General features: G+C 67.4%; 16 protein-coding genes and 1 pseudogene. 12 read left to right on the top strand and 5 right to left on the bottom strand.

Annotated elements, in window-relative coordinates:
• Window positions 1-15: 15 nt before the first annotated feature.
• From M2421_RS01145 to M2421_RS01135, 3 genes are all read left to right on the top strand, one after another.
• Window positions 16-3,426 (top strand): hybrid sensor histidine kinase/response regulator, encoded by a 3,411-nt coding sequence (locus M2421_RS01145; RefSeq protein ID WP_259202699.1) that lies wholly within the window; start codon window positions 16-18, stop codon window positions 3,424-3,426.
• 77 nt (window positions 3,427-3,503) lie between these two features.
• Complete coding sequence (locus M2421_RS01140; protein ID WP_259202697.1) at window positions 3,504-3,680, top strand: hypothetical protein; 177 nt, start codon at window positions 3,504-3,506, stop codon at window positions 3,678-3,680.
• Entirely contained in the window at window positions 3,677-5,071 is a 1,395-nt protein-coding gene (locus tag M2421_RS01135; protein ID WP_259202696.1) for a DUF389 domain-containing protein, read from the top strand. Before M2421_RS01140 ends, M2421_RS01135 begins: the two co-directional genes overlap by 4 nt.
• Before the next feature lie 5 nt (window positions 5,072-5,076).
• Here the strand turns inward: M2421_RS01135 and M2421_RS01130 are convergent, their stop codons facing one another.
• A complete protein-coding gene (locus tag M2421_RS01130) occupies window positions 5,077-5,733 on the bottom strand; it encodes a response regulator transcription factor (RefSeq protein WP_259202693.1) in 657 nt (218 codons plus the stop codon).
• On the opposite strand from M2421_RS01130, the gene M2421_RS01125 reads away from it, so the two are divergent.
• The 9 genes from M2421_RS01125 to M2421_RS01085 all read left to right on the top strand — a co-directional run bounded on the left by M2421_RS01125 (window position 5,692) and on the right by M2421_RS01085 (window position 13,749).
• Window positions 5,692-6,552 (top strand): response regulator, encoded by an 861-nt coding sequence (locus tag M2421_RS01125; protein WP_259202692.1) that lies wholly within the window; start codon window positions 5,692-5,694, stop codon window positions 6,550-6,552. The two genes, M2421_RS01130 and M2421_RS01125, sit on opposite strands and share 42 nt — an antisense overlap.
• A gap of 119 nt (window positions 6,553-6,671) precedes the next feature.
• Window positions 6,672-6,899 (top strand): hypothetical protein, encoded by a 228-nt coding sequence (locus M2421_RS01120; protein WP_259202690.1) that lies wholly within the window; start codon window positions 6,672-6,674, stop codon window positions 6,897-6,899.
• 86 nt (window positions 6,900-6,985) lie between these two features.
• Window positions 6,986-7,555 carry a type 1 fimbrial protein gene (locus M2421_RS01115; RefSeq protein ID WP_259202688.1) on the top strand — a complete coding sequence of 190 codons (570 nt, stop codon included), beginning with the start codon at window positions 6,986-6,988 and terminating at the stop codon, window positions 7,553-7,555.
• Window positions 7,556-7,623: 68 nt separating this feature from the next.
• Window positions 7,624-8,373: a fimbria/pilus periplasmic chaperone gene (locus M2421_RS01110; protein WP_259202687.1), complete on the top strand. Its 750-nt coding sequence runs from the start codon at window positions 7,624-7,626 to the stop codon at window positions 8,371-8,373.
• A 32-nt stretch (window positions 8,374-8,405) separates the two neighbouring features.
• The gene (locus M2421_RS01105) at window positions 8,406-11,132 is read left to right on the top strand and encodes a fimbria/pilus outer membrane usher protein (RefSeq protein ID WP_259202685.1); all 2,727 of its coding nucleotides are present in this window, start codon (window positions 8,406-8,408) and stop codon (window positions 11,130-11,132) included.
• Complete coding sequence (locus M2421_RS01100) at window positions 11,129-12,223, top strand: fimbrial protein (RefSeq protein ID WP_259202683.1); 1,095 nt, start codon at window positions 11,129-11,131, stop codon at window positions 12,221-12,223. The genes M2421_RS01105 and M2421_RS01100 overlap by 4 nt, the downstream gene beginning before the upstream one ends.
• Before the next feature lie 20 nt (window positions 12,224-12,243).
• On the top strand, window positions 12,244-12,735 hold the full coding sequence (locus M2421_RS01095) for a fimbrial protein (RefSeq protein ID WP_259202681.1): 492 nt from the start codon (window positions 12,244-12,246) through the stop codon (window positions 12,733-12,735).
• 8 nt (window positions 12,736-12,743) lie between these two features.
• Window positions 12,744-13,226, top strand: a complete 483-nt coding sequence (locus tag M2421_RS01090; RefSeq protein ID WP_259202679.1) for a fimbrial protein — start codon at window positions 12,744-12,746, stop codon at window positions 13,224-13,226.
• A 43-nt stretch (window positions 13,227-13,269) separates the two neighbouring features.
• Window positions 13,270-13,749 (top strand): fimbrial protein, encoded by a 480-nt coding sequence (locus M2421_RS01085; protein ID WP_259202677.1) that lies wholly within the window; start codon window positions 13,270-13,272, stop codon window positions 13,747-13,749.
• A gap of 371 nt (window positions 13,750-14,120) precedes the next feature.
• Here the strand turns inward: M2421_RS01085 and M2421_RS01080 are convergent, their stop codons facing one another.
• The 4 genes and pseudogenes from M2421_RS01080 to M2421_RS01065 all read right to left on the bottom strand — a co-directional run.
• Window positions 14,121-15,512: an aldehyde dehydrogenase family protein gene (locus tag M2421_RS01080; protein ID WP_259202675.1), complete on the bottom strand. Its 1,392-nt coding sequence runs from the start codon at window positions 15,510-15,512 to the stop codon at window positions 14,121-14,123.
• 97 nt (window positions 15,513-15,609) lie between these two features.
• Entirely contained in the window at window positions 15,610-16,473 is an 864-nt protein-coding gene (locus tag M2421_RS01075) for an aldose epimerase (protein WP_259202673.1), read from the bottom strand.
• Window positions 16,463-17,428 carry a glycoside hydrolase family 43 protein gene (locus M2421_RS01070; protein WP_310439311.1) on the bottom strand — a complete coding sequence of 322 codons (966 nt, stop codon included), beginning with the start codon at window positions 17,426-17,428 and terminating at the stop codon, window positions 16,463-16,465. The genes M2421_RS01075 and M2421_RS01070 overlap by 11 nt, the downstream gene beginning before the upstream one ends.
• A gap of 27 nt (window positions 17,429-17,455) precedes the next feature.
• Window positions 17,456-18,925: pseudogene (locus M2421_RS01065) on the bottom strand (MFS transporter); the annotation flags it as partial.
• Window positions 18,926-18,929: the final 4 nt, after the last annotated feature.

Genomic DNA, 18,929 nt, shown 5'->3' with positions numbered 1-18,929 from the left:
GCGCACCATCTGGGCATGAGCAGACCCTCCAGCCCGGTTGAACGGTTGTCCTCGCTGCGTCGGCACCAGCGCCGGCTGTTGTTTGGCGGCGGCATCCTGGTGACGGTGCTGATCCTCTCCACGGCGGCGATCAGCGTGCTGCTGGGCATCCGCGATTTCCACGCCAGCCAGCGCCAGCAGTACCTGCATGCAAAAGAGGCGGTGGACTTCCACCTGGGCCAGCGCGACCGCGCCTACGCCAATGCGATGAACGCCAACGACGCGCTTTGGAGCGCGCAGCAACCGCTGCTGGCGCGCAACGGCGAGCCGCTGCGGCAGGCGTTCGCCGCCGCCGGCGAGCAATTGGTGATCCGTGCCGAAGGCAAGACTGCCGTGCCCTGGCTGGTGCTCGGGCGCGACACGCAGCAGTTGCCACCGCAGGTGCTGGCCGCCTACCTGGGCATGATCCAGGAGTACTCCTCCTACGCGGCGGTCAGCATCACCGCGCTGCAGGCTGGGGCGACGCCCTCCATGTACGTCTACGATCCGTCCCGGAGGCTGGTCGCGGTGACCGGCGTGCGGGACGAGGTCGAACTGCTGCAGATGCTCAAGGTCGGCACCCGCGCGCAGGCCTTCGAGCGGCTAACCGTGCATGAAGAACGGCTGGCCGGCATCCGCCCGGCACCGGGCCCGCTGCAGAGCGCCTATGCCGAAGGCCGCCTGGTGTCTTTCATGGGCGAAAACCCGCTGACCCACCAGCAGGCGTTGGTGGGGGTGCTGACGCTTGCCACACATGGAGAGGCTTACATCCGCCATGTCACCCTTGAACGCCTCGACCTGGTCCAGGCCAGGCTGGCCGCATCCACCCCCGGCGCGTTCCTGATCGTGACGCGCAGTGGCAAGCACGTGCTGTCCAGCGGCACGATGCCGGCCAACGCGGACGCCGCCCTGCGTGGATTGACGCTGCCGCTCCAACGCGGCACACCGGTCTATCTGCACCGCGACGGACTGTTCATGGTTGCCGGCCCGATCGGCGGCGTGGACTGGACCATGGTGCACTTCTACACCTGGCGGGATCTGTTCACCGACCAGCGCGACGACCTGGCCCTGCGTGCGGGCGCGACCGTGCTGATCCTGGGCATCCTCTGGGCGCTGCTGCTGCTGCTCGACCGGCGCGTCTTCGCACCGGCCCTGGCCGATGCATCGCGCGTCTATGAGAGCGAAGCGTTGAGCCGCACCATCATCGAAGCCACGCCGGTCGGCTTGTGCCTGCTCGACCCGCGCGATGGCACGCCGCTGGCCGAGAACGACGTGGCCCGGGCCATTGCCGGGCACCCACCGGCGCAGCGCACGTTGTATGCGGGGCTGGTGGCACACGTGCACAGCCCGTCCAGCGCGGTGCCGCAGGAATTCCACTGGTCGCTGGAGGATGCCGGCGGCAGCACCCGCCAACTGCAGGTGGTGATGGCCACGGCGTCGTACCAGGACCAGCCGGTGTGGGTGTGCGCATTGCGCGATGTCACCGCGCAGCTGGAATTGCAGGAAAAGCTGGATGCCGCGCGCCAGGATGCCGAGCGCGCGCGCCTGGCGGCGGAATCGGCAAGCCGCGCCAAGAGCGCGTTCGTGGCCACCATGAGCCACGAGATACGCACGCCCCTCAACGGCGTGCTGGGACACCTTGAGCTGCTCTCGCGCTCGCGCCTGGATGAGGCCCAGCACGAGCACCTGGACCGCATCCGGCTGTCAGCCGATTCGTTGATGGCCACCATCAGCGATGTGCTGGATTTCTCGAAGATCGAAGTGGGCCAGCTGGACATCGACCCCCTGCCCTTCACGCTGCGCGCGCTGATCGAGCAGTCCGCGCTGCTGTATGCACCGGCCGCGCAGCAGAAGGGCCTCAAGCTGTTCCATGCGATCGATCCAGCCCTGGCCGGTGGCTATGTCGCCGACGCCCATCGGATCAGCCAGATCCTCAACAACCTGCTCAGCAATGCCATCAAGTTCACCGACGACGGACGCGTGCTGCTGCGGGTGACGCAGGCAGCGGGCGCGGCCGAGGACACGGCGATGCTGCGGTTCCAGGTGGTGGACAGCGGCATCGGCATGACGCCGGCGCAGATGGCGCATCTGTTCCAGCCGTTTTCGCAGGCCGATGCCAGCATTTCGCGCCGCTATGGTGGCACCGGCCTGGGCCTGGCCCTGTGCCAGCAGCTGGCCCACCTGCTCGGCGGCAGCCTGCACGCAGACAGCACGCCAGGCGTGGGCAGCGTGTTCACCCTGGAGGTGCCGGTAGCGTGCTCCGCCGAGGCGACCCCGCCAGCGCCTGTGCTCCAGGGGCTGGCGATCACGCTGTTGTCGGCAGCGTCGGAGTGGCGCGCCGAGTTCGATACGCTGCTTGGCGGACTGGGCGCGTCGCTGACGGTGCTGGACCGCCCCCGCAGCATGGAACCGGGCGATGCGGTGCTGGTGATCGTCGGGGAACGCCGGGCGTGGAGCGAGGAAGAGGAACAACGCCTGGTGGACGCGCATGCGCGGGTGATCCGCGCGCATGCCGCCGGGCCGCTGGTCGCCCGGCTGGTGGATGGGCAGCTGCAGGTGTCCTGCTACGCCAGCGCGGCGCTGGTCGACGCGATCCTGGCGCACCCGCGCTCACCCGTGGCCAGCCCCACCGTACCGGCCGCGCCGCCCGCCCGGCGCGGGCGGATCCTGCTGGTGGAAGACAACGCGGTCAACCGTGAGCTGATCCTGCAGCAGCTGGAGGAACTGGGCTTCCTGGTCGATACCGCCGACAACGGCCAACAGGGCCTGCAGCGCTGGGCGCCCGGTCACTACGTGGCTGTGTTGAGCGACATCAACATGCCGGTGATGAACGGCTACGAGCTGGCCACCGCCCTGCGCGAACGCGATACGCGCCTACCGATCCTGGCGATCACCGCCACCGCGTTGTCGAGCGAGCGCGAGCGTTGCCGGGCCGCCGGCATCACCGACATCCTGCTCAAGCCGATGAGCCTGGGTGCGCTGGATGCGATGCTGGCCCGATATGTGCACGCCGACGCGCAGCAACCCCCTTCCCGCGTCAGCGCCGGCGCACCTGTCCCTGTCCCTGCACCTGCGGCACCGGCGCAGGCGCAGGCGCACAGATTCCCGCCACGGGTGCTGCGTCTGTTCGTGGACACCGGACGCGAAGACCTGGCCCAGTTGTCAGACGCGCTGCGTGCAGACGACAGCGTGCGGGCCATCGAGCGCCTGCATTCGTTCAAGGGGGCATTGCAGATGCTGGGCGAGCGCACGCTCGCCGAGCGCTGCGGCGCGTTCGAGCAGGCGCTGCACGATGCCCCGACCCACACGCTGGCCGAGCCGATACGCCAGCTGATCGAGGATCTGTCGACCCTGCTGGACGCCTGTGACGACGACCTCGGCGACAGTCGGGATGACCGGCCCAAATAGGCCGCGTCTGATGGGGCGATGAACGGGCATCGCCGATGATGCCCCGCGCGGTCGATGTCGTCCGCCGGAGCATTTGTATGCCTGATGCCACCCACCACTATCTGTTCCGCACCAGCTACGGGCACTGGAACGTGATGCGCGGACGCCAGCTGCTGGCGGGCCGCCGCAACCTGTTCGAAGCCCTGGACCTGCTGTGGTACTTCGCCCGCCTGCAGCGCGGCAATATGCACGAGCGCGGGGGCATGGCCCCATGAAGTCTGCGCCCTCTCATTCCGCCGCGCCGCTCACCACGCTGCATCGCCTGTGGCGACGACTGCGTGGCCGCCTGGCCCATCACGTCGACCATGCGGCGGTCATCGACAACGTGGCCGATGAAGGCGGCTTGAGTCCGCGCTTTGCGTTCATGGCCGTCATGTCCTGCGGCATCGCCATCCTTGGCCTGCTGCAGTCCTCGGCGGCCGTGGTGATCGGGGCGATGCTGATCTCCCCGCTGATGGGCCCGATCGTGCAGCTCGGCTTTTCGCTGTGCGTGGTGGACTTCCGCATGATGGGCCGGGCGTTGCTGGCATTGCTGGCCGGGGTGCTGTTGGCGCTGGCCACGGCCATGTGCATCGTGTGGCTGTCGCCGTTGCGCGAGGCCACCAGCGAAATCCTGGCGCGCACCCAGCCGACCCTGTTCGACCTGCTGGTGGCGATTCTGTCCGGCCTGGCCGGCGGTTATGCGGTTATCACCCGCAAGGGAGAGGCGATCGTCGGGGTCGCCATCGCCACCGCACTGATGCCGCCGATGGCCGTGGTCGCCTTTGGGCTGGCCACCGGTGACCTGGGCATCGCTGGCGGCGCGTTTTTCCTGTTCATGACCAATCTCCTCGCGATCGCGCTCAGCGTCACGCTGATCGCCAAATGGTACGGCTTCGGCGTGGACAATTCGCCAACGCATTCGGCGTGGCAGGCCATCGTCATTGCCTCCACCTTCATGCTGTTGGCGCTGCCGCTGGGGTTGGCGCTGCGCAACATCGGCGAACAGACCTGGACGGCGAACCAGACCCGTGCGGTGGTGCAGAAATACCTGCAGGCACGTGGCGGATCGATCGAGCAGATCAGTGTGGAACGCCGCGGCCAGGGCTACGCGGTGGACCTGGTGGCGATGGTGCCGGCCTACATCGGCAATGCCCAGCTTGAACTGGGTGCACGACTGGCCGCGCGGCTGCCCAAGGCGCCTGCACTGCGGGTGCGGCAGACCCTGGAAGCCAGCGACGATGGCCGCCGCGACCGTGCCGACCTGGATGGACTGCGGCTGCGTGTCAACGCACTCTCCGAGCAGACCCGCCAGCTGCGCGCCGAGGCGGACGCATGGACCCTGGAACATATCCGCACGCTGCTGGGCGACATCACCGCCGATGTGATGCTCGATGGCCTGCAGAAGCGCATCGTGGTGACCCTGCCCCCGACCACGACGGGCGCGGACGCAGCGCTGGACCCGGGCGCCGTTGCCGCCCTGCGCGGGCGCCTGGGCGCGGCAACGCCAGGCTGGACAATCGTGGTCGCCGGGATGGCCGCACCGGCACCAGCCATCGCCCAGCCCGCCAACGAAGTCGACGGCATCGCCGGCAAGGCCACGTTGCCGCATGCGGCGTCGCCCTGAATCGGCTAGCGGTCGTCGCTGGGGCCTGTCAGGCCCAGCTCGGCGGCGTACTTGAACAGGTCCGCGTCGCGTTCGATCCCCAGCTTGGCCATGCCGCTGACCTTCTGCGTGCTGACCGTCTGCTTGCGCAGCTGCAGCTGTTCTGCGATCGCGCTGATCGATTGGCCGCCCACGTATAACGACAGCACCTGGTGTTCACGCGGCGACAACTGCGTGGTGCGCCGCTGGCCCGGAAGCGACGGGGAGAGTGCGGCGATGGTCGGTGACAGGTAACGGCGGTTGGCATGCGCGGCAGTCACCGCCAGCGCAACGTGCGAGACATCGTCTGCCTTGCTGAGCAGGCCGGCAACGGAACGGGACAGGATGGCCTGGATCATCACCGGCTGGTCGATGCCGGTCATTACCACGATCAACATGCCGGGGTAGCGCGCATGCAGGAAATCCAGCAACTGCAATCCATCGCCATGGGCGCCGCCGGGCATCGCAAAATCGGTGATCAGCACATCACAGGGCTGTGCATCGAGCAACGCTACCAGTTCGCTCGAATCGGCCACGGCGCCGATCACCTGGATCATCGGGAAAGCGTCCAGGCTGCTCTCGATGCCCATGCGCACCATCGGGTGGTCATCGGCCACGGCAACCCGGAAAGGCTTGGTATTCATGCAGTTCTCCAGGCGGTTGCAGGGCAGCGCAAGGCACAAAAACGCCGACGTGGGTCAGCGTATCATAGCCCCGCAAGCGGTAGTTCCAGGGCGCGGCAGATGCCGTACCCCCTCCCCATCAAAGGACGCATCGCCTTGAATATCCGCGTTGTTATCGCCGATGACCATCCCGTGCTGCTGGCCGGAATGGAGCACATGCTGGCCGCTGTAGCAGACATCCAGATCGTCGGCCTGGCCGCCGATTCGACCGGCATGGTGGACCTGCTGGCCAGCCAGCAGGTGGACGTGGTGGTCGCGGATTTTTCCATGCCGCAGGGTCGCTACGGCGATGGCATCGCGCTGCTGCGTTTCCTTGACCGGCGTTTTCCGCAGGTGCGCCGCCTGGTGCTGACCGGCGTGGAAAATCCGCGGGTGTTGCGTAGCATCCAGGAGGTGGGCGTGGACGTGATCGTCGGCAAGACAGATCCGCACCTGCACCTGGAACACGCCATTCGCTGTGCCAGGGCCGCGCAGCCGTTCCTGTCGCCGGTGATCCAGCGCCTGCTGGAGCAGCCGCCCGCGCCCGGTGATTCCGCCGCGCAGGGCACGCTGACCAAACGCGAGAGCGAGGTGCTCAGGATGTTCGCCGAAGGTTCTTCTGTGGCCGAGATAGGCGAGCGCGTCGGTCGCAGTCGCAAGACCATCAGCACGCAGAAGATGTCGGCGATGCGCAAGCTGGGCCTTGCCCGCGATGGCGACATCTTCCGGTATGCGATCAGCAGTGGCTTGGTGCAGGCCTCGCAGGTATCGCGTAGCAACGCCGGTGACGACGACGCCTGAGGCGCGTGCGGCGCAGGGCCAAATCCGGGCCCGGTCCGATTGCCCTCGCGCCATCGCCACCTACTCTGGAGGTGGCCGTTCTGTACCTGGCGGAACGGATTTCCCCGAGGTGGCACACCGTGAAATCACCCGATCAATACCGCATCCAGCGCCTGTTGCTGGCGTTCTGCGCGCTGGACAAGCGCCGGCAGGACGATTTCCTGGCAGCGGTCAATCGCTACCTCTACGCCTCTCCGCGCCAGCGCGAACGTTTGCGCCAGGGTTGGGTGCGGCATGTCCTGGACGCCGATACGGCTGCGCCTTCCAGCCAGGCCGATGCCAGCGCGCAAATGGGTCCAGTCCGATAGGGGCACCGCGCACGACTGCCTACGATGCGCTTGGCCGGACGTGTTCCGGTTACGGCAGTCCACCTCCTCCTGAAGAAGTGATCGCAATGAAGCACATCAAGCTTGCCTCCGCCCTCGGCCTCGTATTGGGCATGACCGTTGTCGGCGCCGCCAGCGCGGCCGCCACCGGCGGCACCATCCGTTTCACCGGCGCAGTCACCGATGAAACCTGCACCATCAGCGGCGGTTCCGGCACCGATGGCGGCACGGGAAATTTCGTCGTGGCGCTGGATCCGGTGCGCGCATCGCTGCTCGCCGCTGCCGGCGACGTCGCCGGTGCCAAGCCGTTCCAGGTGATCATCGGCGGCCCGGGCCAGGGCTCCTGCGTCAACGGCAAGGTCGCCACGATGTCCTTCCTGGCCTCCAGCCCGCGCATCGATCCGATGACCGGCGCCCTCACCAACGCACTCATCGGTGAAGCCACCCTCACCCAGGTCCAGGTGATGGAAGGCGACGGCACCCCGATCAACATGGCCGACCCGGCCAATGGCGTGCGCAGCCCGGCCATCGTGAACAACACCGCGATCATCGATTTCCAGAGCCAGTACCTGGCCACCGGTGCGGCAACCCCCGGCCTGGTCGATACCAGCGTGGTCTACGCCGTTTCCTACAACTGACCTCCCCCGGGGTCTGTTTGCGTCGGCGGGTCGCCCGACCCGCCGACGCACTTTGCCTGGAGCAACCCATGAACCCTCTGATCCGCTGCGGCCTGGCCGCCGTGATGTCGATCGCGTGCATGCTCGCCGCGCCCGCCCAGGCGAGCGTGGTGATTGGCGGCACCCGCGTGGTGTACCCGGCGCAGGACCAGGAAGTCACGCTCAAGCTCAACAACGAGAGCACCTCGCCGGCATTGATCCAGGTTTGGCTGGACGACGGTGACGAGCGCTCTACGCCCGACACCGCCAAGGCCCCGTTCAACGTGGCGCCGCCAATGTTCCGCATGGATGGCCAGACCAGCCAGGCGGTGCGTCTGATGTATACCGGTGAGGCGCTGCCCACCGACAAGGAATCCCTGTTCTGGGTGAACGTGCTGGAAGTGCCGCCGAAGGCGGACAACAGCAGCGAACGCAATGTCCTGCAGTTCGCCTTCCGCACCCGGATCAAGCTGTTTTTCCGGCCTGTCGGCCTGCGCGGCGATCTCGCCGGCACCGTCGACGGGCTGACCTGGTCGCTGGTGGATGCGCCCGCCGGCAAGGGCCTTGCCCTGCAGGTGCGCAACCCCGGCGCCTACCACGTCAACTTCGCCCAGGTGGGTCTGAAGACCGCGCAGGGAACACTGGGTGACCAGGGGGGCGGCATGGTCGCGCCCGGCGCGGTGGCCGTGTTCCCGCTGAAGGATGTAATGCACCGTCCGGCCGGCGCGCTTCAGGCAGAGTTTGCGGTGATCAACGACTTCGGCGCGCTCAACCTGCTGGATCGGCCGCTCACGCCCTGAGTGTCGTCTCACTCACGGCACGGCGCTTCTCCATGAGCCTCCCCCTTTCCCGCCAAGCAGGCCTGCCACGCGCGGCGATGCTGCCGATGCTGGTCGCGTTGGCGCTGTCGGCGCGTGCCGGCGCGTCCACGCTGGCCACCGGTGCCGGCAGCGCCGCCGCCAGCGGCAACGTGAGTTTCGATGCGGACTTTTTCCCGCGTGGCAGCGCTGCGGCCGTGGATCTGGCGCGGTTCGGTCGCAGCGGCTACGTCGCACCGGGAACCTATCGCGGTGATGTGGTGATGAACCAGCAGTGGCGCGCGCGCACGGACATCGTCTACATCGACGCCCCCGATCAGGACGACCCACAGCCCTGCTTCACCGCCGAGGCGCTGCGGCGCTACGGCGTGGACTTGGACCACCTGCAGGACGACCCGGTCGATACGCCGCGCAAGACGATCCCGGCCGGTTCCTTCTGCGGGCCGCTGGGCGACTACATTCCCGGTGCGACGGCGACCTTCGATGCCGGCAACCAGGTGCTACGCCTGTCGGTGCCGCAGATCCACACGCTGCGCCACGCCCGTGGCCTGGTCGATGTCTCGCAGTGGGATGCGGGCATCCCGGCGGCAGTGCTGGGATATACCACCAACCTGTATCGCAGCGCAGGCAATGGCACCGGCCAGCTCAGCGGCTACCTGGGGTTGAACGGCTCCCTGCACGCGCGAGGCTGGCAGTTCAGGCACCAGGGCGCGTTGGGCTGGAGCGAACACGGCCACGCCCGCTATCGCAGCAGCGCGGCCTACCTGCAGCACGACGTGCCCGCCTGGCAGGCCCAACTCGTGGTGGGCGATACCTTCACCTCCGGAGAACTGTTCGACAGCGTCCGCATGCGCGGTGCACGCCTGTCCAGCGATGACCGCATGCTGCCGCAGTCGCTGCGCGGCTTTGCACCGGTGGTGCGCGGCATCGCCGATACCAACGCGCGCGTGGTGATCCGCCAGCGCGGCGCCGTGGTCCACGAAACCAGCGTCGCGGCCGGTCCCTTCGCCATCGACGATCTGTACCCGACCGGCTACGGCGGCGACCTGGACGTGGAGATCACCGAAGCCGACGGCCGGGTCAAACGCTACAGCGTGCCGTTTTCGGCGGTGACGCAACTGCTGCGCCCCGGCCAGAGCCGCTGGAGCATCACCGCTGGCCGGGTCGCCGATCCGGATCGCCGCGACCCGCCTGACATCCTGCAAGCCACCTACCAGCGCGGGCTCGGCAATGCGCTCACCGGCTACACCGGTGCGATCGCAGGCAGCGGCTACCAGGCCGTGCTGGCCGGTGCGGCACTCAATACGCGCAGTGGCGCGTACGCGTTCGACCTGACCCGCGCCAGCACCCACATCGGCACCGAGCCCGCCCGCCACGGCGCCAGCATGAGGCTGAGCTACAACAAGAATTTCGTCGGCACCGGCACCGATCTCGCCATGGCCGCCTACCGGTACTCCACCAGCGGCTTTGTCAGCCTGCAGGACGTGTCATTGATGCGCGATGCGCAGGCGCGCGGCGAGGGCAGCGCCATCGTGTCGCGCCAGCGCAACCGCATGGATATCAGCGTCAACCAGTCGCTCGGCGCACGCGCCGGCCAGCTGTACCTGATCGGCTCGCAGCGCAGTTTCTGGGGCGATGCCGGCCGCCAGCTGGATTTCACCGCCGGCTACAGCAACCATTGGGGCGCCGTGAGCTATGGCCTGTCGGTGCAACGCACCCGCGAGAGCCTGGCGCCGTGGCAGGCCGGCGGCCTGCGCGACAGCATTCCCGGCGCGGTCCAGGCCACCGCACCTGCGCTGCGCACCGAGCGCAGCGACACACGACTTTACTTCACGCTGAGCGTGCCGCTTGGCCGTGCGCCGCGCGCACCGGCGCTGACGGCGCTGGTCAATCGCTCGCAGCAGGGCGGCAGCACGACCCGGCTGGCAGTCAGCGGCACGGGCGGCAGCGAGGACCGGCTGAGCTGGGGCGCGGGCCTGTCGCGCGCGGCGTCTGCCACTGCGCTGGACCTGCATGGTCAGTACGCCGGCCAGCACGGACAACTCACGGCCAACGCCAGCCGCGGCCCCGGCTATCGCCAGTTCGGCGCGGGCATGTCCGGCGGGATGGTGCTGCACGCAGGGGGGCTGACCCTGTCGCCGCCGCTGGGCGATACCGTCGGGCTGGTGCATGCACCCGGCGCGGCGGGCGCGCGCGTGGAGAACGGACAAGGCACGCGCATCGATGCGCGCGGCTACGCCATCGTTCCCTACCTGATCCCCTACCAACTCAATGACATCGCGCTGGATCCGCGCGGCGCCGGCATGGGCGTGACCTTCAAGGAAACCAACCGCAGGGTGGTGCCGCGCGCCGGCGCGGTGGTGCGCCTGGACTACGACAGCAGCGCAGGACGCGCGGTGATCATCGAGACCACGCTGACTGACGGGCGCGCCATCCCCTTCGGCGCGGACGTGCTCGACGCGCAGGGCCAGGTGGTCGGCGTGGCCGGACAGGGAAGCCGGCTGTTCCTCAACGGGCTGCAGCACTCCGGGGACATCAGCGTGCGCTGGGGCGACGGCCTGCAGGATCGCTGCCAGGTCCGGGTGACCCTGCACAAGCACCCTGCGCGACCGCGCGGTGGCTACGAAACCCTCCAGGCCGTATGCGAACAGCAGCCGGCGCCGACCACCGCCGCCCATCCCACGCAGCGGCCGCCCTCCTCCTCCAGCAGTGCACGACTGCAGGATTCCGGTGCCCCATGAGCCCGCATTTCCGTTCCCTCCTCGTCTCCGCCGCCGCCCTGGCGCTGCTCGGCCTGCTGTGGGCCTCGCCGGCACAGGCAGGGCGCTGCAGTTACCTGCCCGAGTTCCCCACCGCGTTGCGCTTCAGCGTGCCGATCACCGGCACCATCACCGTCGGTCGCGACCTGCCCATCGGTGCGGAAATCTACCGGCGCAGCTTCTCCACAACCCGCGACTTCACCGTGGCCTGCGACCGCGCGGCCTATACCTACCACCGTGCCTACAGCGCCACGCCGTACCCGTTGTCGAGCTACACCCACCCCACGTATGGCGCGCGCATCTACACCACCGCCGTGCCCGGCATCGGTGCCGCGGTGCTGATCGGCCCGGGCACCACCGCGCTTCCGGTGCAGAACGCACTGGACTACAGCGCAGCCCCCGGCAACCCGCGCATCTCGCTGTTCGCCGATACCCAGTACATCCTGGTGCTGTTCAAGACCGCTGCCACCGTCGGCGCCGGCAGCATCCAGGGCAGCGGCCTGCCTTCACCCTGGTTCAACGTGCAGGGCGACAACCGGCTGGACCTGCTGCAGGCGCAGTTCACCGGACAGGTCAACATCGTCTCGCGCACCTGCAGCACGCCGGATGTGCTGGTGAATCTGGGCACGCACCCGATGACCGCGCTGGCCGGCGTCGGCACGGGTACTGCATGGGTGGACGTGCCGGTACGGCTCAACAACTGCCCGGCCTTCCATGCGCGCAGCCTGTCGGGCACCTACAACGACCGAGGCCAGGCCACGCAGGGCGGCATGGCCAATACCCTGCAGTACCGGGTGGATCCAGTGACTGCGATCGTCAACACGGCCCAGTCGGTGATGGCCCTGCAGCCGGATGGGGTCAACCAGACCGCCACCGGTATCGGCATCCAGGTCGGTACCTCCACGCTTGTGCCGGTCGGCTTCGGCACGCCGCGCAACGCCGGCCTCCCGCTGAACCAGGTCGACGGTTCCAGCTACACCCTCCTGCTGAAGGCACGCTATTACCAGACCGGGGCAACGCCCACGTCGGGCCAGGCCAATGGCGCGGCCACCATCACGCTGGTGTACCAGTGAACACGCGCACCGTCCGTTGCATGCGGATGCTTGCGCTGTCGGCCGGCGCGCTGGGGGCGGGCAGCGTGACTGCGGCCGACCTGACCGTGCGTTTCACCGGCCGTTTCCAACCGGGCACCTGCGCCTTCTCGGTGACCGACGCCGACCTTGGCAGCTACCAGGCCAGCACGTTCACCGGCAGCACCAGCACCGGCTGGCGTCGGCTGACCATCACTCGCAGCGCTTGTACCTCGGACATCACCGTGGTGCACCTGCGCGCCAACGGCACCGCCAGCGCGGACAACAGCCAGTACTTCGCCGCACGCACGGCCAGCGGATCGCTTACCGGTATCGCCATCGAGCTGGGCAACCTGAGCAATCAACGCATGGTGCCCAACAGCACCGCGTTCGACTGGGCCGCCGGTGCCGGCACCGCGATCTACCAGCTGCAGGCGCGCTTCGTGCAGACCCGCGCCGGGGTCAGCGCCGGCCAGGTCCGCACCCCGATCACGCTGCAGTTCACCTACAACTGAGGACTCCAATGACGTACACCCGCCACTGCCTGACCGCGGCACTGCTGCTTGCCGCTGCCAACACCGCACACGCCCAGTCGGTGACCTTCAACCTCACCGGCGAGATCCTGCCGGGCGTCTGCCAGTTCACCGCCAGCGATGTTGACCTGGGCACGTACTACGCCACCGAGTTCACCGGTGCCTACGCCGGCGCCTGGGTCAACGTCCCCATCCAAGTGACCCGCTGCGATCCGTTGATCACCCGCATCGCCATGCGCATCACCGGCCTGGCCGATACCGCCCAGGCGTCATATTTCCGTGGCCTGGGCGGGGTTGGCATCGAAATCCAGCAGGGCACCACCAGCGCGGCTGTGGTGCCGGCGGGCACCACGCTGCCGTACACCACCACGACCGGCACCTACCTGCTGCGTGCGCGGCTGCGTCAGTCCGCCGCCAGCGTGGCCGCCGGCCGGATCAGCTCGCCGGTGACGGTCACGCTGTCCTACAACTGAGTAAACGGCGATGGCGTCCCCACCCTTCTGCAGTGTTGTCGGCATGGCCTGCGCACTCGCCGCCGCACCGGTGCAGGCAACAGACTTCAACCTGACCGGTGAGGTGATGATCGGCACCTGCGACTGGTCGCTAGGCAGCGCGGACAGGCTGGTGATGCTCGACCCGGTCGCTGCCAGCCAGCTGCCTGCATCGGGAGGCTCGCACTACGTCAGCTTCGAACTGAACCTGCAGGGATGCGCGCCTGCGGTCCGACAGGCCACCTTCCGCTTTAACGGCAGTCCGGACCCGGATGAACCCACCCACTTCCGCAATGCCGGCGATGCTGCCGGCGTTGCAGTAGTGCTCGTATCGGAAGACGACCGCGTCATCGCGGCGGACGGCTCGGACAGCGAGCGTGCCGCCGCCGTGACCGGAAAAGCGGCGCGGCTGCGCCTGCGCGCCGGCTACTGGCGTCTTGCTGGGCAGACACCGGGCGTCGGCAGCGTCGCGGCGACGGCGACGGTGACCCTGCGCTACGAATAAGCCGGGGCATGCTGGTCATCGACGTGTAGTAAAACCGAGCCCGGCGCTCTTTTCGCCACAGAGACCCCTACTCAATAGTTGGATCCTGCTGACTGCAGTCCACAACCGTGCGTCCGCGTTCGGCGACGAGCGGCCCCCTACCCGCCCCCTGATAACGAGCCCTTATCATCAGGGTTAGGAATTTTTGAGATTGGCGTGAAAATAGTGCTGTATTCGCACCTTGTAACGCACCACTCGCTTTCCGGTTTCGCGCCTAGCCATCCCTGACCAAGCGCTTACCGGCGCCCCCTCTGCTTCCACCAAGCCATTCTCCCCCGACTTGGACGAAAGGCGCACGCGCGATGCCGGGCCGCGCGGCGCCAGTGTTGAACTCAAGCCGACGCTGCAGCCGGAATCTTGATCGACTTGACGTTCACGAACTCCTTCAAACCTTCCGGACCGTGCTCACGGCCATAGCCGGACGCCTTCACACCACCGAACGGAAGCGCCGGGGATGCGACGTCGAAGGTGTTGATGAAGACCATGCCGGTGTCGAAGTACTTGCTCGCCAGTTCCCGGGCGCGCTGCACGTTCCGGCTGAAGATGCCCCCGCCCAGGCCGTAGCGGCTGTCGTTGGCGATGCGCAGCGCATCCTCATCATCCTCGGCGCGGATGATGGCCGCTGCAGGGCCGAACAGCTCATCCTCGTAGGCCACCTGCCCCGGTGCCACGTCCGCCAGCACCGTGGCCGGGTAGAACCAGCCGGTGCGGTCCGGCACGTCACCGCCCACCACCAGACGCGCGCCCTGCGCGACGCTCCTGGTCACCTGTTCGTGCAGCTTGTCGCGCTGCGCCTTGGAGACCATGGGGCCGAGCTGGGTGTTCTCGGCGTTCGGGTCGCCCATCCGGATCGCTTCGAAGGCCTTTGCGTAGGCGCTGACGAAGGCCTCGTAGTTCTTCTTTGTCACGATAAAACGCTTGGCGTTGACGCAGGTCTGCCCGTTGTTGAACAGGCGGCCCTTGACGCAGGTTGCCACGGCCAGATCCAGGTCGGCGTCGTCCAGTACCAGATAAGCGTCGTTGGAGCCCAGCTCAAGCACGGTCTTCTTGAGGGCCGCACCGGCCTTGGCTGCCACGGTGCGTCCCGCCGCTTCGCTCCCGGTCAGGGTCACCGCGCGCACCAGATCGTTTTCCACGATGTCATTGGACTGGTCGTGGCTGATCAACAGCACGCCGAACAGCCCCTTGGGCAGCCCGGCACTTTCGTAGATGTCGCGCAGCAGCAAGCCACTACCGGTGCAGCTCTCGGCGTGTTTGAGCAGGACGCCATTGCCGGCCATCAGGCTGGCGATGGAATAGCGGATCGCCTGGTACGCCGGGAAGTTCCACGGCTGAATGCCATACACCACACCGATCGGGGCGTGGGTCACAATGCCGGTGGCACCCTCCACATCGCGCTCCTCATCGGCCAGCACGACAGGCCCCTGCTTGGCGGTGTAGTCACAGATGGCGGCGCACAGTTCGACTTCAGTGCGACTGTCCTCGATGAGCTTGCCGACCTCGTCGGTCATCAGCTGTGCGAACTCTTCCTTGCGCTCGCGAAGGGCCTTGGCGATGCCCGCAATGACGTTTGCTCGATCATCGAGACTGCGCAGACGCCATTGCATAAAGGCTTCATGGCTTGCCTTGACGACCGCAGCAGCCTCAGCGTCGGACATGTAGGAATAGGTGGCGAGCACTTCTTCGGTCAGCGGATTGATCGTGGTGAGATGCTTGGTGGACATGGAAAGAGACGCTTCACTTCAAGGGGAGGTCCTGACAGGGTCGCCGCCGTCCAGTTCCTCCGCCGTGAATTCTCCAGCGGAGCGCATCACTGGAGTTTCACCGGGCTTCATCGCCGTTGCCACTGCCATCGGCCCACTGCAGCTCGAACGTCAGCTCCAGCATCTGCCCCGGCTCCAGCCGGCCCGGCAGCAACGTAAAACCATCCGGCGGCCCCGTCTGCGGCTCCACGCACGTTGCATGCGCCGCGCCGTCGTACACCACCCAGTGACCGGTGTCTGCGCGCATACGCAGCACCTGTTCCCCAGACACCATCGCCACCTCCTGCTGGTTGAGGAAGCAGTCATCCCAAGGCCCAGGCACGGGGCGGACGCAAGGCAATGTCGCAATCCCCTCCCCGTCCCGCGGATACATCGCACTGGGGGCGAACACCACCTGATCCGGCTTGCGAAACCAGGGGTGCCAGCCAAGCACGGCCGGCATCGCCCTGTCGCCGGCTTGCACGGCCAACCGCAGCTCGAGACAGTCGGGCGTCACACGGATCACCTGCGTGGCACGCCCCCCAAACGGCCAATACGCATCCTCAGGAAGCGCCAGCGACAGCGTCGCGGCATCCGCACCGAGGCTGTCGACATGCCACGGTCGTGAAAAACCCACCCCATGGATCGCGTGCGCGCCAAAATTCAGCGGCAGCTCAAACGCCGTGCCCTCAAAGACGAAGCGCCCCTGCCGGATGCGCCCGGCCCACGGCACCATCGGATAGCACCCCCAGCCGATCGCAGCCGCCCCAACCTCCTCCTCGCCCACCAGCCACTCCACGCCGTCGTAGCGCAGATGGGCAATGCGGCCACCGGCTTCCGGCGCAAGCGCCACCTCCAGCCTCCCGGCCCGCAACCAGTACAGGCGCCCACCAGGCAGCGGCGCCTCCGCATCATCCTTGGGTGAGGCCGTTTCAAGCGCCATAGGGATCGATCGTCCGGATGCTGCCGTCGGCCTCCATGTGCAGGGGGGTGCACTTGACCGAGCGCAGGTGGGTCACCCCGCCGGACAACAGGGCGTCATGGTAGAAGAGATACCACTGGCCTTCGAAGGCGCAGATGGAGTGGTGCGTGGTCCAGCCGACGACGGGCGTGAGGATCACCCCGGCGTAGGTGAACGGTCCATACGGGCTGTCGCCGATGGCGTAGCACAGCAGGTGCGTGTCCCCGGTGGAGTACGACAGGTAATACCGCCCCTGGTACTTGTGCAACCACGGCCCTTCGAAGAAGCGACGCGCGTGGTCATCGGCGCGCAGCGGCTGGCCGTGCTCGTCCAGGATCATGACCTCCCGCGTGGGCTCCGCCAGCCGGGTCATGCACGGGTCCAGCCGGCCGACGCGCGGCCCAAGCGCAGGCGCATCGCCGGTGGGCTCCTTGTGCGCGGCGTCAAAGCGGTTGTCCCGGTAGTTCTGCAACTGACCGCCCCAGATGCCGCCGAAATAGAGGTAATGCGTGCCGTCGTCATCCTCGTAGACGGCCGGATCGATCGAGTACGTTCCCTCCATCGGCTCGGCGTCGGGGGTGAACGGGCCCTCCGGACGATCCGCCACCGCCACGCCGATACGGAACGTGCCCTCCCCGTCCTTGGCCGGAAAATAGAGGTAATAGCGGCCATCGCGGCTGGCTGCGTCCGGCGCCCACATCTGCCGTGCGGCCCAGGGCACGTCGCGGACATGCAGCGCCACACCGCAGTCGGTGGCCTCGCCCTCGGGCGAATCCATCCGCAGCACATGGTAGTCCTCCATGCCGAAGTGACCGCCTTCATCGTCGAACGGCGCGCCACTGTCGATGTCGTGCGACGGGTAGATGTACAGGCGCCCCTCGAACACGTGGGCCGAAGGGTCGGCCGTGTAGAGGTGGGTCACCAGCGGTTGGGCGATGGCGTGTGCCGCGAGGTGCTCCAGAGTGCTTCCTTGACGTCGCAGATGCAGGTCATGTTCGATGCGGGTCTCCATGCGCTTGTCGATTTTGTAGAAGAAAAGCAGCGCCACCGCGGCCAGGAACGGGAGGGAGCAGTAGACGCTCACGGTCAGGCGGATGCCGTCCACCACGGGCTGGGCCTGCTGTTCGGCGCCGGCCTGATAGCCGTGATGGGCGAGGATGCCGGCCACCAGCGCACCGCCGATGCTGAGGCCGATTTTCAGCCCGCACAGCATCGCCGAGAAGATGATCGCGGTGGCGCGGCGATGGTTCTTCCATTCGGAATAGTCGGCGACGTCGGCGATCATCGCCCACAGCAAGGGGATGGTGATGCCGTAGCAGAACCCGTGCAGCATGAACGCGCCGAAGGCCACGGCCACTGCCGTGGGCGGCAGGAAATAGAACACCAGCAGGAACAGCGTGGACACCAGCAGCGCGCCGCCGAACACATCGCGCTTGCCGTAGCGGTCGGCGAGGCGGCGCGATGCCCCGATGCCCAGGATCATGCAGAGGATGCCGCAGGCGTTGAACAGACTGAACGCCGAGGTGGCCGGATCCTTTGGCCAGGTGAAACCGGACAGCCCCCACCCGTTGAGCGTTGCGTTCAATTCCCCGATGAACGCGTTGAAGCCGGAGCGGTCAAGAAAGCCCGCCAGGGCGGCCTCGCTCATGTAGTACTGGAAGTAATAGATGTAGGTGCCGCCCTTCAGCGCCAGGTTGATGAAGACCAGGACCGTCAGGGCCAGCATCACCTTCCACGGCCGGTTGTGCAGCAGGTCGGACAGGTCCTGCAGCACGCCGCTGCTCTGCTCCTTCGCCGGCACGATGCGCTCGCGGGTGGTGGCGAAGGTGATCAGGAAGAACACGGTGCCCACCACCGCAAATAGCGTCATCACACGTTCGAAGCCCTGCACCCGGTCGCCGTCACCGAGGATCAGCACCAGCGGCAGCAGCAGTACCTGGATGATGAACTGCGCGATCATGACGGCCACGAAGCGGTAGGCCGACAGGCTGTTGCGCTGGGCCATGCTGCCGGTGAGCACCCCGCTGAGCGCGGAGTACGGCAGGTTGTTGGCCGCATACACGAGCATCAGCAGACCGTAGGTCACCAGCGCGTAGATGACCTTGCCGCGCGGCCCCAGGTCCGGGGTGCTGAAGGCAGCAAGCGCCAGCACGCCGAACGGGATCGCCGTCCACAGGATCCAGGGCCGGAACCTGCCCCAGCGGGTGGCCGTGCGGTCGGCGGCGATGCCGATCAGCGGAGTGAACACGAAGGCGCCCAGCAGGCCGATCACGAAAATGATGGTCGCTGCGGTAGCGGGCGGCAATCGGTACACATCCGTGTAGAAGAAGGCCAGGTAGGTGATCAGCGTCTGGAAGATCAGGTTGGCGGCCAGGTCGCCCAGGCTGTAGCCCAGCTTCTCGCGGACCGACAGCGTGTGCTCGGGGGTGTCCATGTGG

The organism is Stenotrophomonas sp. BIGb0135, assembly GCF_024810105.1.
Taxonomy (GTDB): Bacteria; Pseudomonadota; Gammaproteobacteria; order Xanthomonadales; family Xanthomonadaceae; genus Stenotrophomonas; species Stenotrophomonas maltophilia_AB.
This window is presented reverse-complemented; position numbering and strand designations above follow the sequence as displayed.

Bases quoted from the DNA above. Each gene is read 5' to 3' on its own strand.
- M2421_RS01145 (WP_259202699.1), top strand. From the start codon at position 16: ATGAGCAGACCCTCCAGCCCGGTTGAACGGTTGTCCTCGCTGCGTCGG.
- M2421_RS01140 (WP_259202697.1), top strand. From the start codon at position 3,504: ATGCCTGATGCCACCCACCACTATCTGTTCCGCACCAGCTACGGGCAC.
- M2421_RS01135 (WP_259202696.1), top strand. From the start codon at position 3,677: ATGAAGTCTGCGCCCTCTCATTCCGCCGCGCCGCTCACCACGCTGCAT.
- M2421_RS01130 (WP_259202693.1), bottom strand. From the start codon at position 5,733: ATGAATACCAAGCCTTTCCGGGTTGCCGTGGCCGATGACCACCCGATG.
- M2421_RS01115 (WP_259202688.1), top strand. From the start codon at position 6,986: ATGAAGCACATCAAGCTTGCCTCCGCCCTCGGCCTCGTATTGGGCATG.
- M2421_RS01110 (WP_259202687.1), top strand. From the start codon at position 7,624: ATGAACCCTCTGATCCGCTGCGGCCTGGCCGCCGTGATGTCGATCGCG.
- M2421_RS01105 (WP_259202685.1), top strand. From the start codon at position 8,406: ATGAGCCTCCCCCTTTCCCGCCAAGCAGGCCTGCCACGCGCGGCGATG.
- M2421_RS01100 (WP_259202683.1), top strand. From the start codon at position 11,129: ATGAGCCCGCATTTCCGTTCCCTCCTCGTCTCCGCCGCCGCCCTGGCG.
- M2421_RS01095 (WP_259202681.1), top strand. From the start codon at position 12,244: ATGCGGATGCTTGCGCTGTCGGCCGGCGCGCTGGGGGCGGGCAGCGTG.
- M2421_RS01090 (WP_259202679.1), top strand. From the start codon at position 12,744: ATGACGTACACCCGCCACTGCCTGACCGCGGCACTGCTGCTTGCCGCT.
- M2421_RS01085 (WP_259202677.1), top strand. From the start codon at position 13,270: ATGGCCTGCGCACTCGCCGCCGCACCGGTGCAGGCAACAGACTTCAAC.
- M2421_RS01080 (WP_259202675.1), bottom strand. From the start codon at position 15,512: ATGTCCACCAAGCATCTCACCACGATCAATCCGCTGACCGAAGAAGTG.
- M2421_RS01075 (WP_259202673.1), bottom strand. From the start codon at position 16,473: ATGGCGCTTGAAACGGCCTCACCCAAGGATGATGCGGAGGCGCCGCTG.